The sequence below is a fragment of the Streptomyces roseolilacinus genome (assembly GCF_014649335.1).
Taxonomy (GTDB): Bacteria; Actinomycetota; Actinomycetes; order Streptomycetales; family Streptomycetaceae; genus Streptomyces; species Streptomyces roseolilacinus.
The window spans coordinates 277,829-299,158 of the sequence record NZ_BMSV01000004.1; the positions used below are offsets into that span (position 1 = coordinate 277,829).

Annotated in this window: 16 protein-coding genes; 12 read left to right on the top strand and 4 right to left on the bottom strand. The window is 72.7% G+C overall.

The features are described 5' to 3' along the window. Positions 1–73: 73 nt before the first annotated feature. A complete protein-coding gene (locus IE106_RS11460) occupies positions 74–2,815 on the bottom strand; it encodes a D-alanyl-D-alanine carboxypeptidase family protein (RefSeq protein ID WP_189532641.1) in 2,742 nt (913 codons plus the stop codon). 178 nt (positions 2,816–2,993) lie between these two features. Here IE106_RS11460 and IE106_RS11465 point away from each other — a divergent pair, with 178 nt between their 5' ends. The 4 genes from IE106_RS11465 (at position 2,994) to IE106_RS11480 (ending at position 7,565) form a co-directional block, all read left to right on the top strand. Next, on the top strand, positions 2,994–3,734 hold the full coding sequence (locus tag IE106_RS11465) for a GOLPH3/VPS74 family protein (RefSeq protein ID WP_189532642.1): 741 nt from the start codon (positions 2,994–2,996) through the stop codon (positions 3,732–3,734). A 397-nt stretch (positions 3,735–4,131) separates the two neighbouring features. Next, positions 4,132–5,025, top strand: coding sequence for a helix-turn-helix domain-containing protein (locus IE106_RS11470; RefSeq protein WP_189532644.1), 894 nt, complete (start codon positions 4,132–4,134; stop codon positions 5,023–5,025). A 195-nt stretch (positions 5,026–5,220) separates the two neighbouring features. Then, entirely contained in the window at positions 5,221–5,421 is a 201-nt protein-coding gene (locus IE106_RS11475) for a DUF397 domain-containing protein (RefSeq protein ID WP_189532646.1), read from the top strand. A gap of 623 nt (positions 5,422–6,044) precedes the next feature. Then, positions 6,045–7,565 carry a sodium:solute symporter family protein gene (locus IE106_RS11480; protein ID WP_189532649.1) on the top strand — a complete coding sequence of 507 codons (1,521 nt, stop codon included), beginning with the start codon at positions 6,045–6,047 and terminating at the stop codon, positions 7,563–7,565. Here the strand turns inward: IE106_RS11480 and IE106_RS11485 are convergent. Further along, a complete protein-coding gene (locus IE106_RS11485) occupies positions 7,550–8,671 on the bottom strand; it encodes an ADP-ribosylglycohydrolase family protein (RefSeq protein ID WP_189532651.1) in 1,122 nt (373 codons plus the stop codon). The two genes, IE106_RS11480 and IE106_RS11485, sit on opposite strands and share 16 nt — an antisense overlap. A 186-nt stretch (positions 8,672–8,857) precedes the next feature. On the opposite strand from IE106_RS11485, the gene IE106_RS11490 reads away from it, so the two are divergent. The 3 genes from IE106_RS11490 to IE106_RS11500 are packed head-to-tail and all read left to right on the top strand — an operon-like array spanning position 8,858 to position 11,852. Then, complete coding sequence (locus IE106_RS11490) at positions 8,858–9,940, top strand: ABC transporter substrate-binding protein (RefSeq protein WP_229840289.1); 1,083 nt, start codon at positions 8,858–8,860, stop codon at positions 9,938–9,940. Then, complete coding sequence (locus tag IE106_RS11495; RefSeq protein WP_189532653.1) at positions 9,940–11,046, top strand: FecCD family ABC transporter permease; 1,107 nt, start codon at positions 9,940–9,942, stop codon at positions 11,044–11,046. Before IE106_RS11490 ends, IE106_RS11495 begins: the two co-directional genes overlap by 1 nt. Next, positions 11,043–11,852, top strand: a complete 810-nt coding sequence (locus IE106_RS11500) for an ABC transporter ATP-binding protein (RefSeq protein WP_189532656.1) — start codon at positions 11,043–11,045, stop codon at positions 11,850–11,852. Before IE106_RS11495 ends, IE106_RS11500 begins: the two co-directional genes overlap by 4 nt. A gap of 191 nt (positions 11,853–12,043) precedes the next feature. Here IE106_RS11500 and IE106_RS30275 read toward each other — a convergent pair whose 3' ends face one another. After that, positions 12,044–12,790, bottom strand: coding sequence for a helix-turn-helix domain-containing protein (locus IE106_RS30275; RefSeq protein WP_229840291.1), 747 nt, complete (start codon positions 12,788–12,790; stop codon positions 12,044–12,046). Positions 12,791–13,339: 549 nt separating this feature from the next. Between IE106_RS30275 and IE106_RS11510 the strand changes: the two genes are divergently transcribed. The 5 genes from IE106_RS11510 (at position 13,340) to IE106_RS11530 (ending at position 19,324) form a co-directional block, all read left to right on the top strand. Further along, the gene (locus tag IE106_RS11510) at positions 13,340–14,011 is read left to right on the top strand and encodes an HAD family hydrolase (protein ID WP_189532657.1); all 672 of its coding nucleotides are present in this window, start codon (positions 13,340–13,342) and stop codon (positions 14,009–14,011) included. Between the two features lie 32 nt (positions 14,012–14,043). Beyond that, the gene (locus IE106_RS11515) at positions 14,044–15,021 is read left to right on the top strand and encodes an L-tyrosine/L-tryptophan isonitrile synthase family protein (RefSeq protein WP_189532659.1); all 978 of its coding nucleotides are present in this window, start codon (positions 14,044–14,046) and stop codon (positions 15,019–15,021) included. Further along, positions 15,018–15,815, top strand: coding sequence for a TauD/TfdA dioxygenase family protein (locus IE106_RS11520; protein WP_189532662.1), 798 nt, complete (start codon positions 15,018–15,020; stop codon positions 15,813–15,815). Before IE106_RS11515 ends, IE106_RS11520 begins: the two co-directional genes overlap by 4 nt. Before the next feature lie 77 nt (positions 15,816–15,892). Next, complete coding sequence (locus IE106_RS11525) at positions 15,893–17,665, top strand: NAD(P)/FAD-dependent oxidoreductase (protein ID WP_189532664.1); 1,773 nt, start codon at positions 15,893–15,895, stop codon at positions 17,663–17,665. A gap of 162 nt (positions 17,666–17,827) precedes the next feature. Next, complete coding sequence (locus tag IE106_RS11530; protein ID WP_189532667.1) at positions 17,828–19,324, top strand: FAD-binding oxidoreductase; 1,497 nt, start codon at positions 17,828–17,830, stop codon at positions 19,322–19,324. A gap of 490 nt (positions 19,325–19,814) precedes the next feature. Here the strand turns inward: IE106_RS11530 and IE106_RS11535 are convergent, their stop codons facing one another. Continuing rightward, positions 19,815–21,293, bottom strand: a complete 1,479-nt coding sequence (locus tag IE106_RS11535) for an MFS transporter (protein ID WP_189532669.1) — start codon at positions 21,291–21,293, stop codon at positions 19,815–19,817. Positions 21,294–21,330 lie beyond the last annotated feature (37 nt).

The window sequence follows — 21,330 nt, forward strand, 5'->3', positions numbered from 1 at the left end:
GGCCCCCTGTCCGGTTGCGCGCGGGGGCGCCCCGGTGTCCGGGACGCCCCCGCGCCGTGTGGTGTGGTGCGCGTCAGCCGACGCGCGTCAGCTTCGCGCCGAAGCCCGGCTCCTCCAGGCCCCGCTGGAGCGCGACGGGCACGCTGACCCGGCCCGTGCCGGAGCCGACCGCCAGCTCGCCGACGACCGTGCCCGCGGCGGCCGTGCTCGGCAGCCCGCCCTTGCCGTCCTTGCCGGCGGTCAGCTTCAGCTCGACCTCCAGGCCCGCCCAGCCGACCGGCTTCAGGTCCTTCGTCGCGACGACCGGGGTGTGGCCGCCGAGGCCGTCGTCGACGTACCCGACGACGTCGCCCTTCTTCACCGCCGTCGCCGAGACGACGCCGCCCTGCGCGGCCTTGATGAGGCCGTAGCTGTACGTCTCGACGGCGAGCTTCGTCTTCTCGGAGAGCGTCGCACCGGACTTGACGTTCATCACGACGCCGATGACGCGCCGCACCTCGCCGTCGACGACCGTGTTCGCGGACCACAGGAGGTTGCCGCCCGCCGGGGTGGACGTGCCGGTCTTGATGCCGCTGACACCGTCCTTGAGGAGGATGGTGTTGCCGTTCTCCAGCTGCCGGCCGATCTGCGGCAGGTTCACGTTCGGCATGTCGACGATCTTGCGGAACACCTCGGACTTCATGGCCGCCTTCGCCAGCTTCAGCTGGTCCTTCGGCGTCGAGACGGTGCCCTTGTCGAAGCCGCTCGCGTCCGTGTACACCGTGTCGGTCATGCCGAGGTCCTTGGCGGTGGCGTTCATCTTCTTGATGAACGCCACCTCCGAACCCGCGTCCCAACGTGCCAGCAGGTGGGCGACGTTGTTCGCGGAGCGGACCATCAGCAGCTGGAGCAGCTGGCCCTGCGTGTACTTCTGGCCCTTCTCGACCGGCGCGGTGGACCAGTCGGGATTGCTCGCCTGGTCCTCCGTCTTCTGGTCGATCTCGATCGTCGGGCCGGCGTCCTTGTCCTTGATCGGATGGTCGCGGAGGATCACGTACGCCGTCATCGCCTTGGCGACGCTCGCGGTCGGCGCGGGCTTCTGCGGCCCGTACGTGCCGACGATCCCGACGCCCTCGACCTCGACGGCGCCCTGGCCCTCGGTGGGCCACGGCATCTTCAGCTCGCCGCCCTCGAAGGTGTACGCGGCGTCGGTGGACAGCGCCAGCGACGGGGCGGGCAGCGGGCGGAGCAACTGCACGGTCGCAAAGACGATCACCAGGAGGGCGACCAGCGGCGACCAGATCTTGACGCGGCGGACCAGCGTGCGGATCGGGGTTTCCGGCGGGGGCGGCGTGTTCGTCAGCTCCGCCAGCAGGTCGAGCGGCGGACGCGGCGGCATCGGCTGCTGCTTGGTCCGCTCCGCCTCGGTGAGGGACGGCGGGGTGACGGCGGCGGTCACCTCGGCGTCACCGCCGAGGGAGGCGCCGGCCCCCTTGGCGGGCGCGGTACGGGAGCCGGCGCCGGCCGCCGTGGCGCCGGCGCGCGCGGCGGGGGCGGAGTCCGCCCCGTCGGCCTCCGCGGTGCGCGTGGCCGTGGCGGGGCGGATGTCGTCGGAGCGCAGCGGCACGAGCCGGCCGGGACGCTTGCCGTCACCGTCCGCACCGGCGGCCGCCCACTTGGGCGCGGGCTTACCGTCGACCGGCTTCCCGTCGGTCGGCTGCGCGTCCGTCGACTTCCCGTCGACCGGCTTCCCGTCGACCGGCTTCCCGTCCGCTGGCTTCCCGCCGGTCGACTTCCCAGCCGCCGGCTTCCCGTCGGACGGCTTCGCCTCGGTCTGCTTCGCCCCGGTCTCGGCCGGGGGCATCTTGAGCGCGGTGGTGGGCTGGTCGACGGCGGGGGTGCGCTTCCCCGGGGCCTTGAACACGGCGGTGGGCTGGTCCACGGACCCGGCCCCGGAACCGGCCCGAGAGCCCGGCTCGGCGTCGCCCTCGGAGTCGGACCCGGACTCGCCCTCGGATCCGGAGTCGCCCTCGGAGTCGCTCTCGGAGTCAGAGTCGGAGTCAGGCTCGGGGGCCGAGGACTCGCCGGACTTCCGGGGCATCTCGGCGTCCCCGGCATCCCCGGCATCCTCGGCGTCCTCGGCCGCGTCCGCCTCGGCGTCACGGGCCGGCTCCGACACGTCGGAGGTCCCGGTCCCGGGCGCCTTCGACGTCCGGGTGGCGGCCGTGGGGCCCTCCGCGGCACGCGGCTCCTCGGACTCGGTGTCCGCGTCGGCCTCCGCGGGGGCGTCGGCGTCACCGGACGTGGCGGAGGCAGCGGGGGCCGCCCCGTCCCGTCCGCCCTCGGACGCCGTGTCCGTTTCGTCCTCGTCGGGCGTCTCAGCGGCGTCGGAGTCGTCCGGGGCCGTCTCGTCGGAGTCGGGGGCCGCGCCCGCCGCGGAACCGCCCGGGCGACGGGACGACCCGGAGGCCGCCGCCGTACCGGCGCCGTCCGCCGCACGCGACGCGCCGGACGCCCCGGCGGAGGCGGTCCCGCGGGACGGGGTGGCGGGCTCGGTGGGTTCGGCGGTCTCGGGGGTGGATTCCTCCGAGGTCTCCGCCGGCTCGACCGTCACGGCTTCCTGACGCTGGGCGACCAGTGCGGGCTTCGAGGACGTCGAGGGCCGCGGCTCCACCGTCTCCGTGGACGGCTTGGGGGCCTTGAAGACCGCCGTCGGCTGGTCCACCCCGGCCGGGGCCGCGCCACCGAAGGCGGTGAGCCGCGGATCGCGGCCGCCCGCAGCCGTCTCCCCCGGAGACCTACGCTGCTCCGACTTGTCGGGGGACTCGCCCGCCACCGTGCCTCCTCAACCAACGCGTTGTCCGAACCATGTACCAGTGTCCTGTGTGAGCCCTCGGCCCCCGTGCAAGACGAGAACGACATACCTACCGGTTCCCGCACGAAGCACCCAGGCGCTCTCGACAGATGAATGTGAGAGGGGTCACCCTGTCATTCATCCACGCGGGGAGGCATGGATGGGCAGGAGCCGCAGAACACTTCCGGAGGAGCTTCTGCTGCTCGCTCTGGACCCGGCCACGGGTACCACAGCGCAGCCGCAGTCGCTCGACCTCGGTCTCGCCGGAGCACAGCTAGTGGAGCTGGCTCTGGCAGGACGGATAGCCCCTGACGGGGATCGTATCGCCGTGGTGATGCCACGGCCGACAGGAGATCCGACGCTGGACTCCGCACTGGAACTGCTGCGCAGGCGCGGCAGTCCGGTACGGGCCGTCCACTGGATAGGCGGGCCCCGACTGGGGCTGCGTCAGACGTATCTCTCGCACCTGGAGCGGTGCGGCATGGTCCATGCCGTCGAGAGCCAGATGTGCGGGGTACTGCCGACGACCCGCTACCAGGCGACGGACACGGCCATCAGCCGGGAGATCAGGTCCCGGCTGGACAGCGCGATCCGCACCGGCGTGCCGCCGGACCCGCGGACCGCCGCACTGGCCGCGCTCGCGCACGCGGTGGGTCTCGGCAAGCACCTGTACCCCGGGAACGAGGGGCGCTCGTCGCGCTCCCGGCTCCGGGACCTGATCCGGCACGACCCCATGGGCGGCCTCGTGGCGCACGCCGTGATGGACGTCCAGAACGGCGTGGGCGCACAGCCGCGCCGTACCGCCGCACCGGGAGGCGCCGGCCGCCAGGCCGCCGCGGAACCGATGCGGTCCCCCTCGCGACCCGGGCCGGGTGCCATGGCCCGCGTCGCCGCCCGCTGAGCCTCGACACCCCCGAGCGCTCCGGCGGGCCCGCGGCGGCACCGCGCCGCACAGCACCACGAGCACCGCGGCGGCACCGCGCCGCACAGCACCACGAGCACCGCGGCGGCACCGCGCCGCACAGCACCACGAGCACCGCACGACACAGCACCGCACCTCGACACCGCCCGCAGGGGTGGCGCCACGCCCACGCGCGGCGCCTTCGTCCCACCGGGCCCCCACGGGCCGGGTCGGGTGTCGTATCGGGCGCGCGGGGCGGCCACCGGCCGTCCCGCGCGTTCGCGGTCGCTCACCCGTGTGGCAATTCTCCAGCGCGGCACGCCCTTTGGTGGCAGTCTGCTGAGCAGTAGACACGCAGTGCGATGCCAGCAGCCAGGCAGCCGGAGGTGCAGTTCCCGTGGCGTCCAATGTCAACCCCACCGTCAGGCGACGCAGACTGGGCATGGAGCTCCGCCGGCTGCGTGAACAGAAGGGCATGACGGCGGAGGAGGTGGCGGAGCGCCTGCTGGTCTCGCAGTCGAAGATCAGCCGCCTGGAGAACGGACGCCGTTCGATCAGCCAGCGCGACGTGCGCGACCTGTGCGGGGTCTACGAGGTCGAGGACCGGCGGATCGTCGACTCGCTCATGCAGATGGCGAAGGATTCGCGACAGCAAGGATGGTGGCACGCCTTCGGCGACATCCCGTACAGCGTGTACATCGGCCTGGAGACGGACGCCGCGTCGCTGCGCGTGTACGAGCCGCAGATCGTGCCCGGGCTGCTGCAGACCCGGTCGTACGCGCAGGCCGTCATCACCGGCGCGCTCCCGGAGGCGCCCGCCGCGGAGATCGACAAGCGGGTGAACGTCCGCACCCGCCGCCAGGACCGGATCAACGACGCGGAGAAGCCGCTGCGGCTCTGGGCGGTGATCGACGAGGGCGCGCTGCGCCGGGTCGTCGGCAGCCGCGAGCTGATGGTGGCGCAGTTGGAGGCGCTGATCGAGCACTCGCACCTGCCCCACGTCACCGTGCAGGTGATGCCGTTCGAGATGGGCGCGCACACGGGCATGAGCGGGCACTACGCGATCCTGGAGTTCCCCGAGGCGACCGACTCCTCCGTCGTCTACATCAAGGGCGTCACCAGCGACCTGTACCTGGAGAAGCCGAACGACGTGCAGCGGTACACGGTGATGTACGAGCACCTGCGCGCCCAGGCGCTGGGGGTGGAGCAGAGCCGGCGGTTCATGGCGCGGATCGCGAAGGACCACGCGGAGAGCGAACCGCCCGCCTTGCCGGGGTTCAACCGGGATTGACGGATACGTCACCGGGGGGACCGGCACCGTACACCTCGGCCACCGCCGAGCGGAAGAGCATCCCGGGACATGCCATCCGGTCGAGTGAACGGCGATGCCGGGCACGGAGGTTGGGCGGGTAGCGTCGATCACGCCAGCCTGAGGGGTTGGCGTGGCTGCCAGCCAGCCACCACCAGCCAGAACCGGAGCTAGATCATGGCCATTATTCAGGGCGCCACGGACACCTGGACGAAGTCCTCGTACTCCGGCGGGAACGGCGCGTGCGTCGAGGTCAAGTCCCCCGTCGTCGCGTCGATCGCGGTCCGCGACTCGAAGGTCCCTGCGGGCCCGTCGATCACGTTCGTTCCGGACGCGTGGAACGCGTTCGTCAGCGAGGTGAGCACCGGCTCCCTCTGAGCCCGGCGCCCCTCCCGCGCCACGCATGAGCCCTCTCGACTGGTCCGCCGTCCCGGCCGAGGGGGCTCGTCCCGTGGCCGGCCCCTCCACCGGGGTGCCGGCCCCGTCACCGGGCCCGCCGGCTCCGCCCTTGCCGGTTCCTTGCCGGTTCCTTTTCCGGACCTTTCCGTACGGGCGGTCGACATACCGGTGAGTACCCGGAAGGGTGGCCCGTGAGCGGCGCCGCCGGTCCCGCCTCCCCGCCCGGACCCCGGCGCCCGTTCCGCACCCCTCCCCCGCCCGTACCCCCGCTCCCGCTCCCCTCCTCTTCTCGGCCGCACGGGACCCGCATCCCGCGCGGCCGTCGTCGTGCGTGCACGGCCATGTGAGCCCTGACGAAGCGCCCGGACATCGTCCGCCGGGCCGCGCGCCGACGACAACGACCCCAATGGTCAAGAACGAGTAAAGTAGTTCCACTTGGTGACCTGCGTTCACATCCTTGATTTCGAAAGGGGTTGACCGACCCTTCGAACGGACGGTTCAATCCCGGGGAATCCCCCGCTCCCGCACGGGGGAAACCGCTTGCCTACACCGCACTGGCGAAGTGGCGTGGCGTTCACAAAGCGGACCCCTGGAGGGGGCACATGAACAGTCTCGACTGGGCCGTGCTCATCGGCTACTTCGGCGTCATGGTGGCGATCGGCCTCTGGTCGCACAAACGCATCGACGACGTCGGGGACTTCTTCACCGCGGGCGGCCGTATGCCGTGGTGGCTGTCCGGCATCTCCCACCACATGTCGGGCTACAGCGCCGTCATGTTCACCGGCTACGCCGGCATCGCCTACACCTACGGCATCACCTCGTACGTCACCTGGTCCTTCCCCATCGCCATCGGCATCGCCATCGGGGCGAAGCTGTTCGCGCCCCGGCTCAACCGGCTGCGCTCCCGGCTGCGCGTGGCCTCGCCCCTGGAGTACCTGAAGAACCGCTACGACCTGCGCACCCAGCAGGCCCTCGCCTGGTCCGGGGTGCTGCTGAAGATCGTCGACGTGGGCGCCAAGTGGGCGGCCATCGCGACCCTGCTCTCCGTCTTCACCGGGATCTCCCTCAACCAGGGCATCCTCATCACCGGCGTCGTCACCGGCGTCTACTGCACCGTCGGCGGGCTGTGGGCCGACGCGCTCACCGAACTCGGCCAGTTCGTCATCCAGTTCTTCGCCGGCATCGCCATGCTCGTCGCGGTCCTCGCCGAGCTCGGCGGGGTCAGCGCCCTGTGGACCGTCTGGGACCGGCCCGAGCTCCAGGGGCACGCCGAGCCGACCGCCGGCCCGTACACGATGACGTTCCTGCTCGCGTACCTCTTCATCAAGACCTTCGAGTACAACGGCGGCATGTGGAACCAGGCCCAGCGCTACATGGCCACGCCCGACGCCCGCGCGGCCACCCGGTCCGCGTGGCTGTCGTCCGTGCTGTGGCTGGTCTGGCCGCTCGTGCTGTTCTTCCCCATGTGGGTCGCGCCGCTGCTGATCACCCCGGAGAAGCCGGACGCCTCCGACTCGTACGCCCTGATGACCGAGCAGCTGCTGCCGCACGGGCTGCTCGGCCTGGTCATCGTCGGGTTCTTCTCCCACACGATGGCGATGTGCTCCTCCGACGCCAACGCCATCGCCGCCGTCTTCACCCGCGACATCGCGCCCGTCCTGTCGAAGTCCGCCCGCACCTGGACGCACCGGGCCGGGCTGCTCGCGGCGCGCTGGTCGACCGTCGCGTTCCTGGCGCTCTCCATGGCCATCGCCACCCAGGTCAACTCGCCCGCGTTCAAGGACATCATCACCGTCGTCATCAAGTGGGTGGCCGGGCTGATGGGGCCCATCGCGATCCCGTTCATGCTCGGCATGCTGCGCGCCTTCCGCCGGTCCGGGCCGACCGCCGCGCTCGTCTCCTGGGCCGCCGGGCTGTTCGCGTTCTGGCTCACCAACTACGGCCTGGACGGCGTGGAGCTGCAGATCCAGATCGTGTCGCCGGTCGCCACCTCGCTCGTCCTCTACGTCCTCGTCGGCTTCCTCAAGCCGGAGGACACCCCGGAGCGGGACGCCGTGCTCGACCGGATCAACACGGACGCGCCCGAGGACGCCCCCGCCCCCGCCGCTCAGCCGCGCGGGTAGCGGGCCAGCCAGCCCGGCGAGGCCGCCGACGGGCCGTGCAGCGCCGGGCCCTGCGTCATCTCCATCGCGAAGTCGTCGGCCAGCTCCAGCAGGGTGGACCGCCCCTCCAGTTCGGCCAGCCAGGCCGGCGGCAGGGCGGTCTCGCCGTGCAGGGCCCCCAGCAGGGCGCCCGTCAGCGCGCCCGTCACCTCCGACGGGCCGTCGTGGTTCACGGCCAGCCGCAGCCCGTGCCGTACGTCCTCGCCGACCAGGGCGCAGTACACGGCGATCGCCAGGGCGTCCTCCGCCGACTCCCCGTCCGTGTCGCCCAGCGACGCGATCCGGTCCGGGGAGGGCGCCCCCTGGCGCACGGCGGCCGCGGCCCGCTCCAGGGCGCCGGTGACCGGCTCGTGGCCGGGCCGGGAGGCCAGCTGCGCCGCCGCGGCCCGCACCGCCGACTCGATGTCCTGGCCGCGCGCCACCCCGTGCACCACCACCGCGTACGCGCCGGCCGACAGGTACGCGACGGGGTGGCCGTGGGTCTGCGTCGCGCCCTCCACGGCGAGCTGGCACACCAGGTGCGGCTCCCACCCGACCAGCAGCCCGAACGGCGCGGACCGGACGAGCGCGCCCGCGTCCCGCGCGCCCGGGTTCTTCGGCGCGGCCGGGGTGCCCGGCACCTCGTCGGCGAGACCCGTCAGGCAGGCGCGGGCCGGGTCGCGGCGGGCGTACAGCCACTCCTGGGCGGCGAGCCAGCCGTTGTCCTTGCGCCGCTCGTCGGGCCCCCAGTCCCGCTGGGTCGCCGCCCAGCGCAGGTACGCGCGGTGCAGGTCGGTCGGCGGGTGCCAGGCGCCCGTGTCGCGGCGCACCTGGGCGCGGATCAGCCCGTCCACGGTGAACAGGCCGAGCTGCGTCGCGTACGTGACGGCGCCGCGCCGCCCGTGGGCCGACGCCAGGTCGGTGATCCCGTCGGCGCCGTGGGCCTCGCGGATGGCCTCGACGGGCAGGCGGGCCACGCAGGCGCCGAGGGCGTCGCCGACGGCCCCGCCGAGCAGGCAGCCCCGCACCCGGGCGCGGTAGTCCTGCTGCTCGACCCGGCCCCAGACGGCTGCCGCTGTGGTACTCACCGAGAGGCCCTCCCCCACGACGTGGCTCCGGCGCAGCACTGTAATCGAACGGCCGCCCCGCGCAGGGGGCCGCGCGGGGAGAGTTTCCGCAGCCGGGCGAACCCGCCGGGAACTCCGGGGGAAGCCGCGCCGACTACTTGTCCGGGGTCGTTCTTCGGCCCGAACGGCAAGGAAGGGTCAGCAGTGGTGAGGCAACCTCGCGTGTGGTGCGGTGTCGCGGCCGTCCTGGCGTTCGCCGCGGTCGGCTGCGGAGCGGACGGCGGCGGCTCCTCGTCGTCCGCCGGCGCGTCCGGGGGCGGGGAGGCCGCCGCGGGATTCCCCGTGGAGGTGACGGACTGCGAGGGCGGCCGTACGACGGTCGGGGCCGCGCCCCGCGGGATCGTCACCAGCAACTCCTCCGCGCTGGAGCTGCTGCTGCGGCTCGGCGCGGGTGACAAGGTCGTCGGCACCGGCTTCCCGCCCGGCAAGGGCACCCTCCCGGGGGAGCTGGACGCGCGGGCGCAGGAGGTCCCGGTCCTGAGCGAGACCGTCATCCCGAAGGAGAAGCTGCTCGGCTCCGGCGCCGACCTGTACGTCGACACGTTCGCCACGGTGCGCGGCGGCGGGCACGGCATGGGCGACCAGCCGACCGCCGAGGAGCTCCGGGCGGCCGGCATCACGCGCATGTACCTGAAGTCGACGGCGTGCGCCGCCGGGGCGAAGGGCCCCGTGACCGACCTCACCGCGGTCACCGAGGACATCAGGACCCTCGGCGCCGTGACGGGTACGGCCGACAAGGCGGCGGAACTCGTCGCGGGGATGAACCGGAAGGTCGAGGCCGTCCGGAAGGCCGTCGGCCCGACGTCGGAGGAGGACCGGCCCACGTACTTCCTCTTCGACTACGACGCCGGCACCAAGCAGCCCGTCGCGGTGTGCAACCGGCAGGTCGCGAACGCGGTCATCACGCTGGCGGGCGCCCGGAACGTCTTCGCCGACTGCGACGACACGTTCAAGCAGGTCGGCTGGGAGGACGTGGTCGCCGCCGACCCGGACTGGATCCAGCTGGCCGTCCGCAACCGGGGCAGCGCCGCCGCCACCGAGAAGGCGTTCGACGAGGCCCGCGCCTGGCTGGAGGGCAACGCGGCGACGCGCGGCCTCAAGGCCGTCAAGGAGGGCAGGTACCTGCGGATCGGCTCCGAGGTGACGACCATCGCCGGGGTGCGCAACGCCGACACCGTGGAGAAGATCGCCGCGACGCTGTACCCGAGCAAGGTGAAGGCCGGACGGTAATGCCGATAGTGGAGGCCGACGCGCAGACCACCCCCGCCCGCACGGGACCGGACCACACGCCTGGCAGGGCGCCCGGGGTCCGGCACGTGCGGGCCGGGGTCCTCGCCGCGGTGTTGGGTGTGGCGCTGCTCGCCGCGCTCACGTTCGCCGTGGCGTGGGGGTCGACGGACGTACCTCCGCGCGAGGTGTGGTCGGTGGTGCTGCGGCGGCTGTCCGGGGAGGCGCCCCGGCCGGGCACGTCGGACCTGATCGTCTGGCAGCTGCGCCTCCCCCGCGCCCTGCTGGCCGCCGTCGTCGGCGCGGGACTCGGCCTCGTCGGCACGGCGGTGCAGGCCCTGGTCCGCAACCCGCTCGCCGACCCGTACCTGCTCGGCATCTCCTCCGGCGCGTCGCTCGGCGCGGTGGGCGCGCTGGTGCTGGGCCTGGGCACGGGCGGCGCGCTCGGGCTCGGGACGTCGGGCGCCGCGTTCGTCGGGGCGCTGGCCACGTTCGCCCTGGTGTGGCTGATCGCCCGGCGCGGGGGCGGTTTCTCGCCGCTGCGGCTGGTCCTGGCGGGGGTGGGCCTGGGGCAGTTCCTGACCGGTTTCACCAGCTACCTCGTCCTGCAGGCCGGGGACGAGCAGCAGACGCAGGGCGTGCTGTTCTGGCTGATGGGCAGCCTCGGCGGGGCCGGCTGGGAGACCCTCGCGGTGCCGGCCGCGGCCGTGCCGGTGGCGCTGCTGCTGCTCATGGCGCGGGCCCGGGCGCTGAACACGATGATGATGGGCGACGAGACGGCCGCGGGGCTCGGGGTGAGCCCGGCGCGGCTGCGGCGCGAACTGTTCGTGGTGACCAGCGTGCTGACCGGGGTGCTCGTCGCCGTGTCCGGCGCGATCGCCTTCGTCGGCCTGATGGTCCCGCACGCCTGCCGGCTCCTCGTCGGCGCGGACCACCGGCGGCTCCTTCCCGTGTCGGCGCTGTTCGGGGCGGTGCTGCTCGTCGTCGTCGACATCGTGTGCCGTACGGCGCTGGACACGCAGGAGCTGCCGGTCGGCGTCGTCACCTCCCTGATCGGCGCGCCCGCGCTGCTGTACCTGCTCGACCGGCGGCTCGGGAGGAACGCGTGAACATCGCCATCGAGGAGCTGAGCGTCGCCTACGCGGGGCGGGCCGTCGTGTCGGGGGTCCACCTGATCGCCGCGGACGGTGAGATCGCGGGACTCGTCGGGCCGAACGGCAGCGGCAAGTCGAGCGTGCTGCGCACCGTGTACCGGCACCTGCGGCCGGCGGCCGGCCGGGTGCTGGTCGACGGGCGCGACGTGTGGGAGCTGACGCCCGTGCAGGCGGCGCGGTGTGTGGCGGCGCTGCCGCAGGAGCGGACCAGCGACTTCGAACTGACGGTCGGTGACATCGTCATGATGGGCCGCACCCCGTACAAGAGGCCGTTCGCCGGGGAGGACGCGACCGACCGGGCCGTGGTGGCGGGGGCGCTGGAGCGGGTCGGGATGGGGGCGGCGCGGGGCCGGTCGTTCTCGACGCTGTCCGGGGGCGAGCGGCAGCGGGTGCTGCTGGCGCGCGCGCTGGCGCAGGACCCGGACGTGCTGGTGCTGGACGAGCCGACGAACCACCTGGACGTCCTGCACCAGGTGGAACTGCTGGCGCTGCTGCGGGAGCAGCGGCGGACGACGCTGGTGTCGCTGCACGACCTGAACGCGGCGGCTTCGGTGTGCGACCGGCTGCACGTGCTGCACCGGGGCCGGGTGGTGGCGTCGGGGACGCCGCGGGAGGTGCTGACCCCGGAGCTGCTGGCGGAGGTGTTCGGGGTGCGGGCCGCGGTGCTGGAGCACCCCCTGACGGGTGACCCGCTGATCGCCTTCGACCACCGCTCCCCCGCGGCGGTGGCCTCCCCCGTCACCACCGCGGTGGCCCCGTGACCTCCCGCCGTGCCGCGGCCGTCGCCCCGGCCGGGGCCGCCCTCCCCCGGGACCCCGGACCGGCTCGCCCCGGGGGGAGCCCCCGCGTCCCGGGGGGCGCGCCCCCGGCGGGGTCCTCGGGTGAGGGACGACCGCTCACCACCGGCCGGGACCCGCGGTGGGCGGTGGGCGACGGCCCGCGGGCAGGGAGGTCAGCGGGCTTCCTGGGGAGCGGCGGTCCGGGCGCGCATGGTGGCGAGGACGTCGTCGCGGTCGTAGTAGACCTGGCGGCCGTTCTTGCGGCGCCGCCAGCGGTGCGTGTTGGCCAGCCAGTACACCGTGCCGGAGGCGATGCGCCAGCCGGCGGCGATGTCCTGCGCGGTCAGCCCCGTCGTGCCGCGCCCCGCGCGCGGCGGCGCCTCGTGCAGGGTGTGCCACAGTTCCGGCGTCCAGGTGTGCCCGCGCTCGACGGTGCACGTGATCGCGGCCCGGCCGGACGGCGAGGGCGACGCGCCGGAGCCGAGGTGCGCGACGAGCGTGCCCCGGCAGCCGGGCCGTACGCACGGCCCGATCACCATGTGCCGGTCGGTGCGCCCGGACAGCACGCCCCAGGCGGACTTGACCAGTTCGTCGGTCTCGGCCACGAGGTCCTCCGCCGCCTCGTGACCGGCCAGCCATCCGGAGTGGTGGCTGAGGAAGGCCAGCAGGGCGACGGTGTTGCGGGTCGGGGCCTGGACGCCCCGCCCCTCCCGGACCACGGCGGCCCAGCTCGCCAGTACCCTGCGGATGCGATCCCTGGTGTCGACGGCCCTGCTGTTGAGCGGGATGCCGGGGGTGCCGCGTTCCCGGACCCGCTCGACCACCCCCCGTGAGGGTCGGGCCGAGGTCAGGGAGTGGGTGAGTTCGTTGTACAGCTCTCCAAGGGTCACCAGGTTCTTGGTGATCCGCCGGCGGGTCACCTGCGCGCTCGTGCTATAGGCAGGAATAGAGGCACATGGCATAGGGCATCCTCTGCAGGCGTATGACGACAGCATCAATGAGCCTGAGGGTCCGGGCTACCAGGTCGATACCAATCCGTTCCCGCCCGGTGGTGCCGGCGGACGACTCTTGACAAAAGCCCAGGATCACCAAGAGGATGGGCTTCAGGTTGGTGTTTCATGCCCAGTTCGGGCAGCACCACCCGAGGGGGCTCCACGTTTTACGGGTCGACAGATCGTAAAACGATGATGAACCACACCCCTTGACATTCCACTTGCACATCCGCCCAGCTCAGCTGGGTTGTTCAGCATGCACGCGGGACGCCTCGGCGTCCCTTTCGCTCTTCCCGGACACACCGCCGACACGCCCGGCGCGCCCCTTTGACATACGCCTGCCGGGCCGCTCCTCCGTCGTGGCCGGAAACAGACCTTCAGGCGGTATTGGCAATTCCGCCGGCTCCGCCCCCGCACCGAGGAATTGAGGCCGACATCACTACGCGCACGGAAACCACGGAAACCGGCTTCCGGACCGTGGACACAGTCCTTTTCGATCTCGACGGCACCCTGGTCGACACACTGGACGACATCGTCCGCGCGGTGAACACGGCACTGCGTGACCACGGCCTCCCGACCCTGTCCCGCGCTGAGGTCAGGGACCGGGTGGGCGAGGGGGGGACGGCGCTGGTCGACGCGTCCGTACGCAAGTCCGGGCGCGCCGTGGGCCCCGCCGTCGTGGCCCGCGCCCAGGAGGCGTACCTGACCGGCTACGCCGCCTCGCCCGCCGAGGACTCCCGGCCGTACCCGGGCGCCGCGGCGCTGCTGGAGCGGCTGCGCGCGGCGGGTGTCCGCACCGCGCTGTGCACCAACAAGGCCGGCGGCGTCACCGGCGAGCTGCTCAAGGCCCTGCACCTCGACGGCTGCTTCGACGCGGTCGTCACGGGGGACGGTCCGGCCGGGCGCAAGCCGTCGCCCGAACCCCTGCACCACGCGCTGAAACTGGCCGGCGGCACGGCCGGCCTCATGGTCGGCGACAGCCGCCACGACCTCGCCGCCGCCCGCGCCGCCAGCATGCCCGCGGCCTGGGTGAGCTTCGGATACGGCCGGCCGGGTCCCGCCCAGGCCCCGGATCTGGAGCTGTCCCGTCTCGACGCGCTGGAGTCCACCGCGCGCACCGTGCGCATCCAGTTCCACGCGATCCGATGACCGAACCCCACTTATCCCTCAAGGAGGGAACGATGTCCGGTTCACCCGCGGACGACATTCTCCGCCTGGTCTTCTCGTTCCGCCGCCTCGCCCACACCCCGGCCGACAGCAGTTGCGCCGCCGGGACGTGCGAGGAGTGCTTCGCGCTGCACCGGCCGAAGGTCGAGCACTTCATCGAACAGGGCGTTCCCATCCACTTCGTGATCCCGGCGTTCCCCGCCAAGTCGCCCAACCCGGAGAAGGTGCTCGGCACGCTCCCGGACATGGCGGAGCGGGTGTCCCTGGAGTTCCTCCAGGAGCTGTGCGACTACACCCGCCACTGCTACGAGCCGGGCGCGCGCATCACCATCTGCTCCGACGGCCACGTCTTCAGCGACCTCGTCGGCGTCCCCGACGAGACCGTCCACGCGTACGGGGCCGAACTGGACGTCCTGCTCGGGGCGATCGGCGCGGACGCGATCAACACCTACGGGCTGGAGGACGCGTTCCCCGGCTTCCCGTACGACGAGCAGCGGGCCATGCTCACCAGCCAGTACGCCGTCCCCGTCGAGGAGGTGCGCGCCCGCGCCCTGGAGGTCCCGGCCGCGCGGAGCATCTTCGGCGGCATCCACCGGTTCCTGTTCGAGGACCGGATGGCCCTGAGCACCGGCCGCAGCCGCAACAGCGTCCGCGAGGAGACCAAGTCCCTGGCGTACCAGGTGATCCAGCGCAGCGACGCGTGGAGCAGCCTCGTCGAGGACTTCTTCCCCGAGGCGCTGCGCCTCTCCATCCACCCCCAGGTCAGCCACTCCTCCAAGATCGGCATCCACATGATGCGGACGAAGGACAACTGGATGACCCCCTGGCACGGTGTGGCGCTCGACGACGGCGAGGGCGTGCGCCTCGTCAAGCGCCACGAGGCCGAGGAACTCGGCGCGACGCTCGTCATGCGCGGCGGCCGCGTCAGCCACTACATCGCCCCGAACGTCTCGTCATCCCTCAAGCCGCTGATCGAGGAGGTCGCGTCATGACCGCGTACACCGTCACCGCCCTCAAGCCGTTCGGCGCCGTCGTCGAAGCCCGTCAGGAAGGGACCGACCTCGGCTCGATCGACCTGGAGGCCGTCCGCGCGCTCGTCGGCGAGCACCGCGTCGTCGTCCTGCGCCGGTTCCGGTCCTGGACCCACAAGGACGAGCTCGTCGCGTACGCGCGGCGCTGGGGCGACCTGCTGTCCTGGAACTTCGGCGAGGTCCTCGACCTGGAGGTCCACGCCGACCCCAAGGACTACGTGTTCACCCCGGGTCCCGTGCCGTACCACTGGGACGGGGCGTTCGCGGAGAAGACGCCCACGCACCAGATCTTCCAGTGCGTGAAGGCGCCGGCCCGCGGCACCGGCGGCCGGACGACGTTCTGCGACACCACGATGGTCCTGGACGCGCTGCCCGCCGAGAAGCGCGCCCAGTGGGAGGCGCTGAGCGTCACCTACCGCAAGGAGAAGACGGCGCACTACGGCGGACACATCACCGCCCGGCTCGTGCAGCCGCACCCGCACACCGGCGTGCCGACTATCCGGTACGCCGAGCCGCTGGCGCCCGAGGAGTTCCTCAGCCCGCTCTTCCTCGACGTGGACGGGCTGCCGGAGGGCACCGACGCGGAGGCGTTCTTCGCCGACATCAAGGAGCGCCTGTACTCCCCGGACGTGATGTACGAGCACGCGTGGGAGGACGGTGACTTCGTCATCACCGACAACCACGCACTGGTGCACGGCCGTACCGCGTTCACCCAGGGCTCGCCGCGCCATCTGCGGCGCGTGCACGTCCTGTGAGCACCGCCAGTACCACCAGTACCACCAGCACCACTCGCACCATCCGAACCACCCCGGACAACGAGAGGCGAGACTTGATGCGACCGTACTACGACGTGGTGATCATGGGTGGCGGCCCGGGCGGGTCGTCCCTCGCCGCACTGCTCATGCGGCAGGGCGGCCTCAGCGTGGCCGTGTTCGAGAAGGAGGACTTCCCGCGCGAGCACATCGGGGAGTCCTTCGCCCACCCGCTGATACCCGTCCTGGAGGAGACCGGGGCGCTGGAGAAGGTCCTGGCCAGCGACTGTTGGGTGAAGAAGTACGGAGGCATCTTCCAGTGGCGCGCGGAGGACCCGCACGTCGCCTTCTTCGACCACTCCAACACCGTCCGCGACGGCGCCTACCGCTGGGCGATCCACGTCAACCGCTCCGAATTCGACAAGATCCTGCTGGACCACGCCCGCGACCTGGGCGCCGACGTGTTCGAGGGCACGGCCGTCTCGGACTGCACGCTGCTGCCCGACGGCCAGGGCCAGGAGATCACCCTCAAGGACGGCCGCACGGTCCGCGCCGGGTTCTTCGTCGACGCCTCGGGCCGCCGCAACAGCATCGTCACCAAGAAGCGCCGCGAGTGGCTGTCCGGTTACCGGAACATCGCCATCTGGCAGCACTACCTCGGCGGCAAGTCGACGCAGACGCTGGAAGGCGACTGGAACATCTTCCGCGACGGGGACATGTCCCCGATCGGCTGCTTCGCCTTCCGCGACGGCTGGTGCTGGTACATCCCCGTCCGGAAGATCATCAACGGGGAGCGGGTGACCACCCACTCCATCGGCATCGTCACCGACCCCGGCATCCTCAAGCAGCCGGGCACCGACTTCACCGACCCGGAGGTCTTCCTCCGGACGGTCAAGGAGGTCCCGAGGCTCAAGGACCTGATCCAGGACGTCACCCCGGTCGACAACAAGATGCTGACCGCGACCAACTACTCGATGATCAATGACAAGTTCTCGGACTACGAGGGACGCTGGATCCTCCTCGGTGACGCCTCGTACTTCGTCGACCCGCTGTTCTCCTCCGGCGTCGCCTTCGCCACCAACCAGGCCCGCGCCGCCGCCGCGCTGATCCGCGAGACCCGCCGCGAGGGCCTCAGCGAGGACGAGGTGCGGGGCATGTGGCGGGACTACGACACCGAGTGGCACGGCATGGCGTCGTCGTTCGCGCTCTCCATCGACCAGTGGTACTACGCCATCGGCAAGGACAACCCGGAGAGCGTGTACTGGAACAGCCGCGGCACCGAGGGCCCGGCGGGCCCCAGCCACGAGGCGACGTTCCAGGCGCTGCTCAACACGGCCTTCACCCCCGACCTGCTCCAGGTGCTGACGCAGGGCGAGGGCCTGGCGGCGCTCGACGTGAACGGCCCGTTCATGACCGCCTACGCCGAGGCCAACGACCTGCGGCTGGACGCCGAGACGAAGGTGGCCCTCAAGGAGAACGTCACCGTCCTCCAGGGCCCGGCGCTGGACATCCCCGGCTTCAAGGCGGCCATCCCGCCGAACCCGGACCTCATGCCGGAGGAGGAGCAGAAGGCCATCGCCGACTACTGGGCCGACCCGGTCCGCAACGGCGACCTCGTCGAGTCGCCGCTCGACCGGACGCTCGCCGCACACCGGTTCGGCTTCACCGACGACCCGGAGGGGCCGCAGATCCGCGGCCTGGACGAGCGCGACGGAGCGGCCGGCCTGTGGGAGCGGCTGCGCGGAGGGCCGGTGCTCTGGCACGAACTGGTCCAGGAGCTCGACGAGGGCCAGCAGCGGCTCCTGAAGCGGCTGCTGCACGCCGGGATGCTGGACCTGGGCTCCCACGCCTGACGGCCGGGCGCACGACGACGGCGCCCGAGGCACCACCCGTACCACCGCACCGCCCGTACCACCGGTAAGAACCGCCCCGCCGTCCGTCCCGCCCCCCGTGGGCGGGGCGGGCGGCGGCGCGCGGTGCCATCCAGGACGTTCCAGCAGAATGGTGAGGGTCGCATGGGCCAGAAGAACAGGGAAGGCGACGAGAGAGCGGTCGCGCGATGGCGGGACATCGTCGGTCCCGACGCCATCGCGTACGACGAGGCCACCCTGGCGGAGGTCTCCCGCAACACCTCGGCGTTCCCGGCACGCCGCGTGGTGGCCGTCCTGCGGCCCTCCGACCCCGACCAGGTGGCCCGGATCGTCCAGGTCGCCCGCGAGGAGAAGGTGCCGCTCCACCCGTACAGCACGGGCCTCAACTGGGGCCTCGGCTCCCGCCTCCCAGTGGGGGACGGCTGCGCCCTGCTCGACCTGTCCGCCATGAACCGCATCCGGGAGGTCGACACGGCCGGCCGGTACGCGATCGTCGAACCCGGCGTCACCCAGCTCCAGCTCGCCGACCACCTGGCCGCCCACGCCCCGGACCTGGTCGCCAACGTGACCGGCTCGTCCCCGCACTCCTCCGTCCTCGGCAACCTCCTGGAACGCGGCACGGGCTTCCGCCGCCACCGCGCCGACGAGGTACGCGGCCTGGAGGTCGTCCTCGGCACCGGGCAGCAGCTGCGCACCGGCCTGTGGGCCGGTACGGGCACCCGGCAGCTGCACCACTACGCCCACGGCATCGGACCGCAGCTCGACGGGCTGTTCGTCCAGTCGAACCTGGGCATCGTGACGGCCGCCGTGGTGGACCTGCTGCCCCGCCAGGAACAGCTGCGCCTCCTGATGTTCACCCTCTCCGAGACGGCGCTGCCCGGCGTGGTCGACGCCGTGCGCGGACTGTTCCTGCGCGGCACCCTCCGGTCCATCGTGCACATCTTCAACGACAAGCGGATCCTCGCCATGTCGGACAGCGACCGCGTACCGACCTGGACCGGAGCCGTCGCCGTCGACGGTACGCAGGAGCAGGTCGCCCTCGCCGTCGCCGACGTGAAGCGCACCCTGGCCGCCGAGGGCGCGACCGTACGGGTGATCGACACGGAGGACGCCGGGCACCCCGACGCCGACCCGATCACCACCGCGATGTTCGACGTGCACACCGGCCGGCCCACCACGGCGTTCCTGCACGGCCTGTACCAGTCGGTACCCGGCAAGGAGACGCCCCCCGACCCCGACGTCCTCGACGGGACCACCGTCGGCTACCTGGCGTGCATGCCGGTCGCCGCGGTCGACGGGCGGACCGTCGCGGACCTGGTGGCCGTCATCGAGAAGACCTGCGCGGACCACGGCCTCGTCCCGGCCATCGCCGTGAACCCGACCGGCCCCGACTACCTCGAATCGGTCGTCAACCTGTACTTCGACCGCACCGACCCGGAACAGGAGGAAGCCGCGCGGGCCTGCAACACCGAACTGCACCGGCGGCTGTACGAGGACGGCTTCCGGTTCTACCGCGTCGGCGTCGAGACGATGGAGTCCCTCACCGGGTGGGACACCGCGCCGTGGGAGACGATCGGACTGCTCAAGGCGGCCCTGGACCCGGACGGCATCCTCTCCCCGGGGCGGTACGCGCCTTCTTAGGCTCGTTCCGCCTCCGGGGCGCTGTGAGCGGATGTCGGGAAGTCGACCGTGCTCGGCCCCTCGTACCTCGGGGCGCTGCGCGCGCTCGTCTTCCCGACACCCGCGCGCCCCTTCGGCTCCACGAGCGCTACAGGGGGGCACCCTCCCCCTCCCCGGCGATCCGGCCCCGCACGAAGCGTGCCCCCACCGGTCCGACACCCGCGCGCTCCTTCGGCTCCACGAGCGGCCCAACACGGCACCGTCCCCCTCCCGGGCCCTCAGGTGCGTCCCCGCCCACGGCACCGCGAGGCGCACGTCGACGGACTTCGGCCTCGTGGACGGCCGATGCGGTGCCCTGCCCCTCCCCCGTGCCGACCAGCCTCACGGGCGCGGGTTCTCACCGGCACTCGCGCCCTTCCGGCTTCACGGAGTGGCCCGAGTACCGACCAAGCCCCACGGGCGCGGGTTCTCCCGGCGCCCGTGGGGCTTTTCGGCTTTGTGGGGCGGGGGTTCAGCGGGTCGCCGGTTCCGGGGCCGGGGTCCCGGACGGGGTTCCCGACGGGGACCGGGGCGGGCGGGCGGACGGGGTGCGGCGCCGGGTGGCGAGGAGCAGGACGCACAGCCAGGCGGCGCCCGCGGAGATCAGCAGGCCGTACCGGGAGCCGTCCGCCCTGCCCGCCAGGCCCCACGCGGCGCCGGCCAGCGCGGGGCCCATCGCGAAGCCGAGGTTCCGGGAGAGCTGCACCAGCGATCCGGCGACGGCCACCGCCCGGGGCGGCGCGGCGGTCATCACGAGCGTCTGCGTCGGACCGCCGTACAGGCCCATGCCCGCGCCGGCGAGGGCGAGCCGCCAGGCCACGTCGGTCTGCGTCCAGTGGTCGCCGCTCAACGCGAGCAGGGTCAGGCCGAGCGCGGTCACACAGGCGCCGGTGACGGCGGTGGGCCGCGGCCCGTACCGGTCGGCGAGACGCCCGCCGACCGGCCCCATCAGGCCCATGGCCAGCGGGAACGCCAGGACGGTGAGCCCGGTCGCGGACGCGGAGAGGCCGCTGCCGTCCTGCAGCCGCAGCGCGACCACGTAGTGCATGGCCGCGAACCCGGCGGCCAGCGAGAACACCGCGCCGTACACGCCGGCCACCCCCGACGCGCGGACCACGTCGAGGACCGGGCGGGCGGCGGGACGGCGCGTCCACCACACGAGGAGCGGTACGGCCGCCAGGCCCAGCAGCAGCCAGGCGGGGACCTCGGGAGCCAGGGTGAGACCGAGGAGCAGCGCGGCGACGGCGCCACCGACGAGCGCCGCGTCCGTCAGGGGCTGCCGGCCGGGCGCGACGAGCCGGCCGCGCCGGGGCAGCACCCGGGCCACGACGAACAGGGCGACCAGGCACACGGGGAGCTTGACGAGCAGGACCGCCCGCCAGCCGAACGCGTCCAGCAGGAAACCGCCGACGGCCGGTCCGGTCACGGCGCCCAGCGGGCCGAGCGTCGCGGGCACGCTCATCGCGCGGCCGCGCAGCGACGGCGGCACGGCGCGCATCACCAGGACGGGCATGAGGACGAACAGGAGCGCGCCGAAGGAGCCCTGCGCGATCCGGGCGACGGCCAGCCAGGCCATCCACGGGGCGAGCGCGGCGAGCAGCCCGCACAGCGAGAAGCCGGATATCGCCAGCAGCAGCGCCGAACGCAGCCCCACGCCACCGCCGTCGTCGCCCCGCCCGCCGTCCAGCCAGCGGCCCGCGGGCAGCAGCAGGGACACGACGGCGAGCTGGTAGCCGAGCGCCGCCCACTGCGCCATCGACGGGGAGACGTCCAGGTCGGTGGATATGGTGGCCAGCGCGATATTGACGACGTTCATATCGAGCATTGCCGTGAACGACAGGGCGCCGGCGATGGCGACCAGGATCCACGGACTGCGTCCACCCGTTAACGGGTTCTCCGGCTCGCCCGTCTTCTCCCGGACCCGTGCGGCATCCTGTTCGTCGTGCGGCATTGCTCGTTCCTTTCACGTCCGCCGTACGGCGGGCTCC

Coding starts and splice junctions, on each gene's coding strand:
- IE106_RS11465 (WP_189532642.1), top strand. CDS start 2,994: ATGGGCAGGAGCCGCAGAACACTTCCGGAGGAGCTTCTGCTGCTCGCT.
- IE106_RS11475 (WP_189532646.1), top strand. CDS start 5,221: ATGGCCATTATTCAGGGCGCCACGGACACCTGGACGAAGTCCTCGTAC.
- IE106_RS11480 (WP_189532649.1), top strand. CDS start 6,045: ATGAACAGTCTCGACTGGGCCGTGCTCATCGGCTACTTCGGCGTCATG.
- IE106_RS11495 (WP_189532653.1), top strand. CDS start 9,940: ATGCCGATAGTGGAGGCCGACGCGCAGACCACCCCCGCCCGCACGGGA.
- IE106_RS11515 (WP_189532659.1), top strand. CDS start 14,044: ATGTCCGGTTCACCCGCGGACGACATTCTCCGCCTGGTCTTCTCGTTC.
- IE106_RS11520 (WP_189532662.1), top strand. CDS start 15,018: ATGACCGCGTACACCGTCACCGCCCTCAAGCCGTTCGGCGCCGTCGTC.
- IE106_RS11525 (WP_189532664.1), top strand. CDS start 15,893: ATGCGACCGTACTACGACGTGGTGATCATGGGTGGCGGCCCGGGCGGG.
- IE106_RS11530 (WP_189532667.1), top strand. CDS start 17,828: ATGGGCCAGAAGAACAGGGAAGGCGACGAGAGAGCGGTCGCGCGATGG.
- IE106_RS11535 (WP_189532669.1), bottom strand. CDS start 21,293: ATGCCGCACGACGAACAGGATGCCGCACGGGTCCGGGAGAAGACGGGC.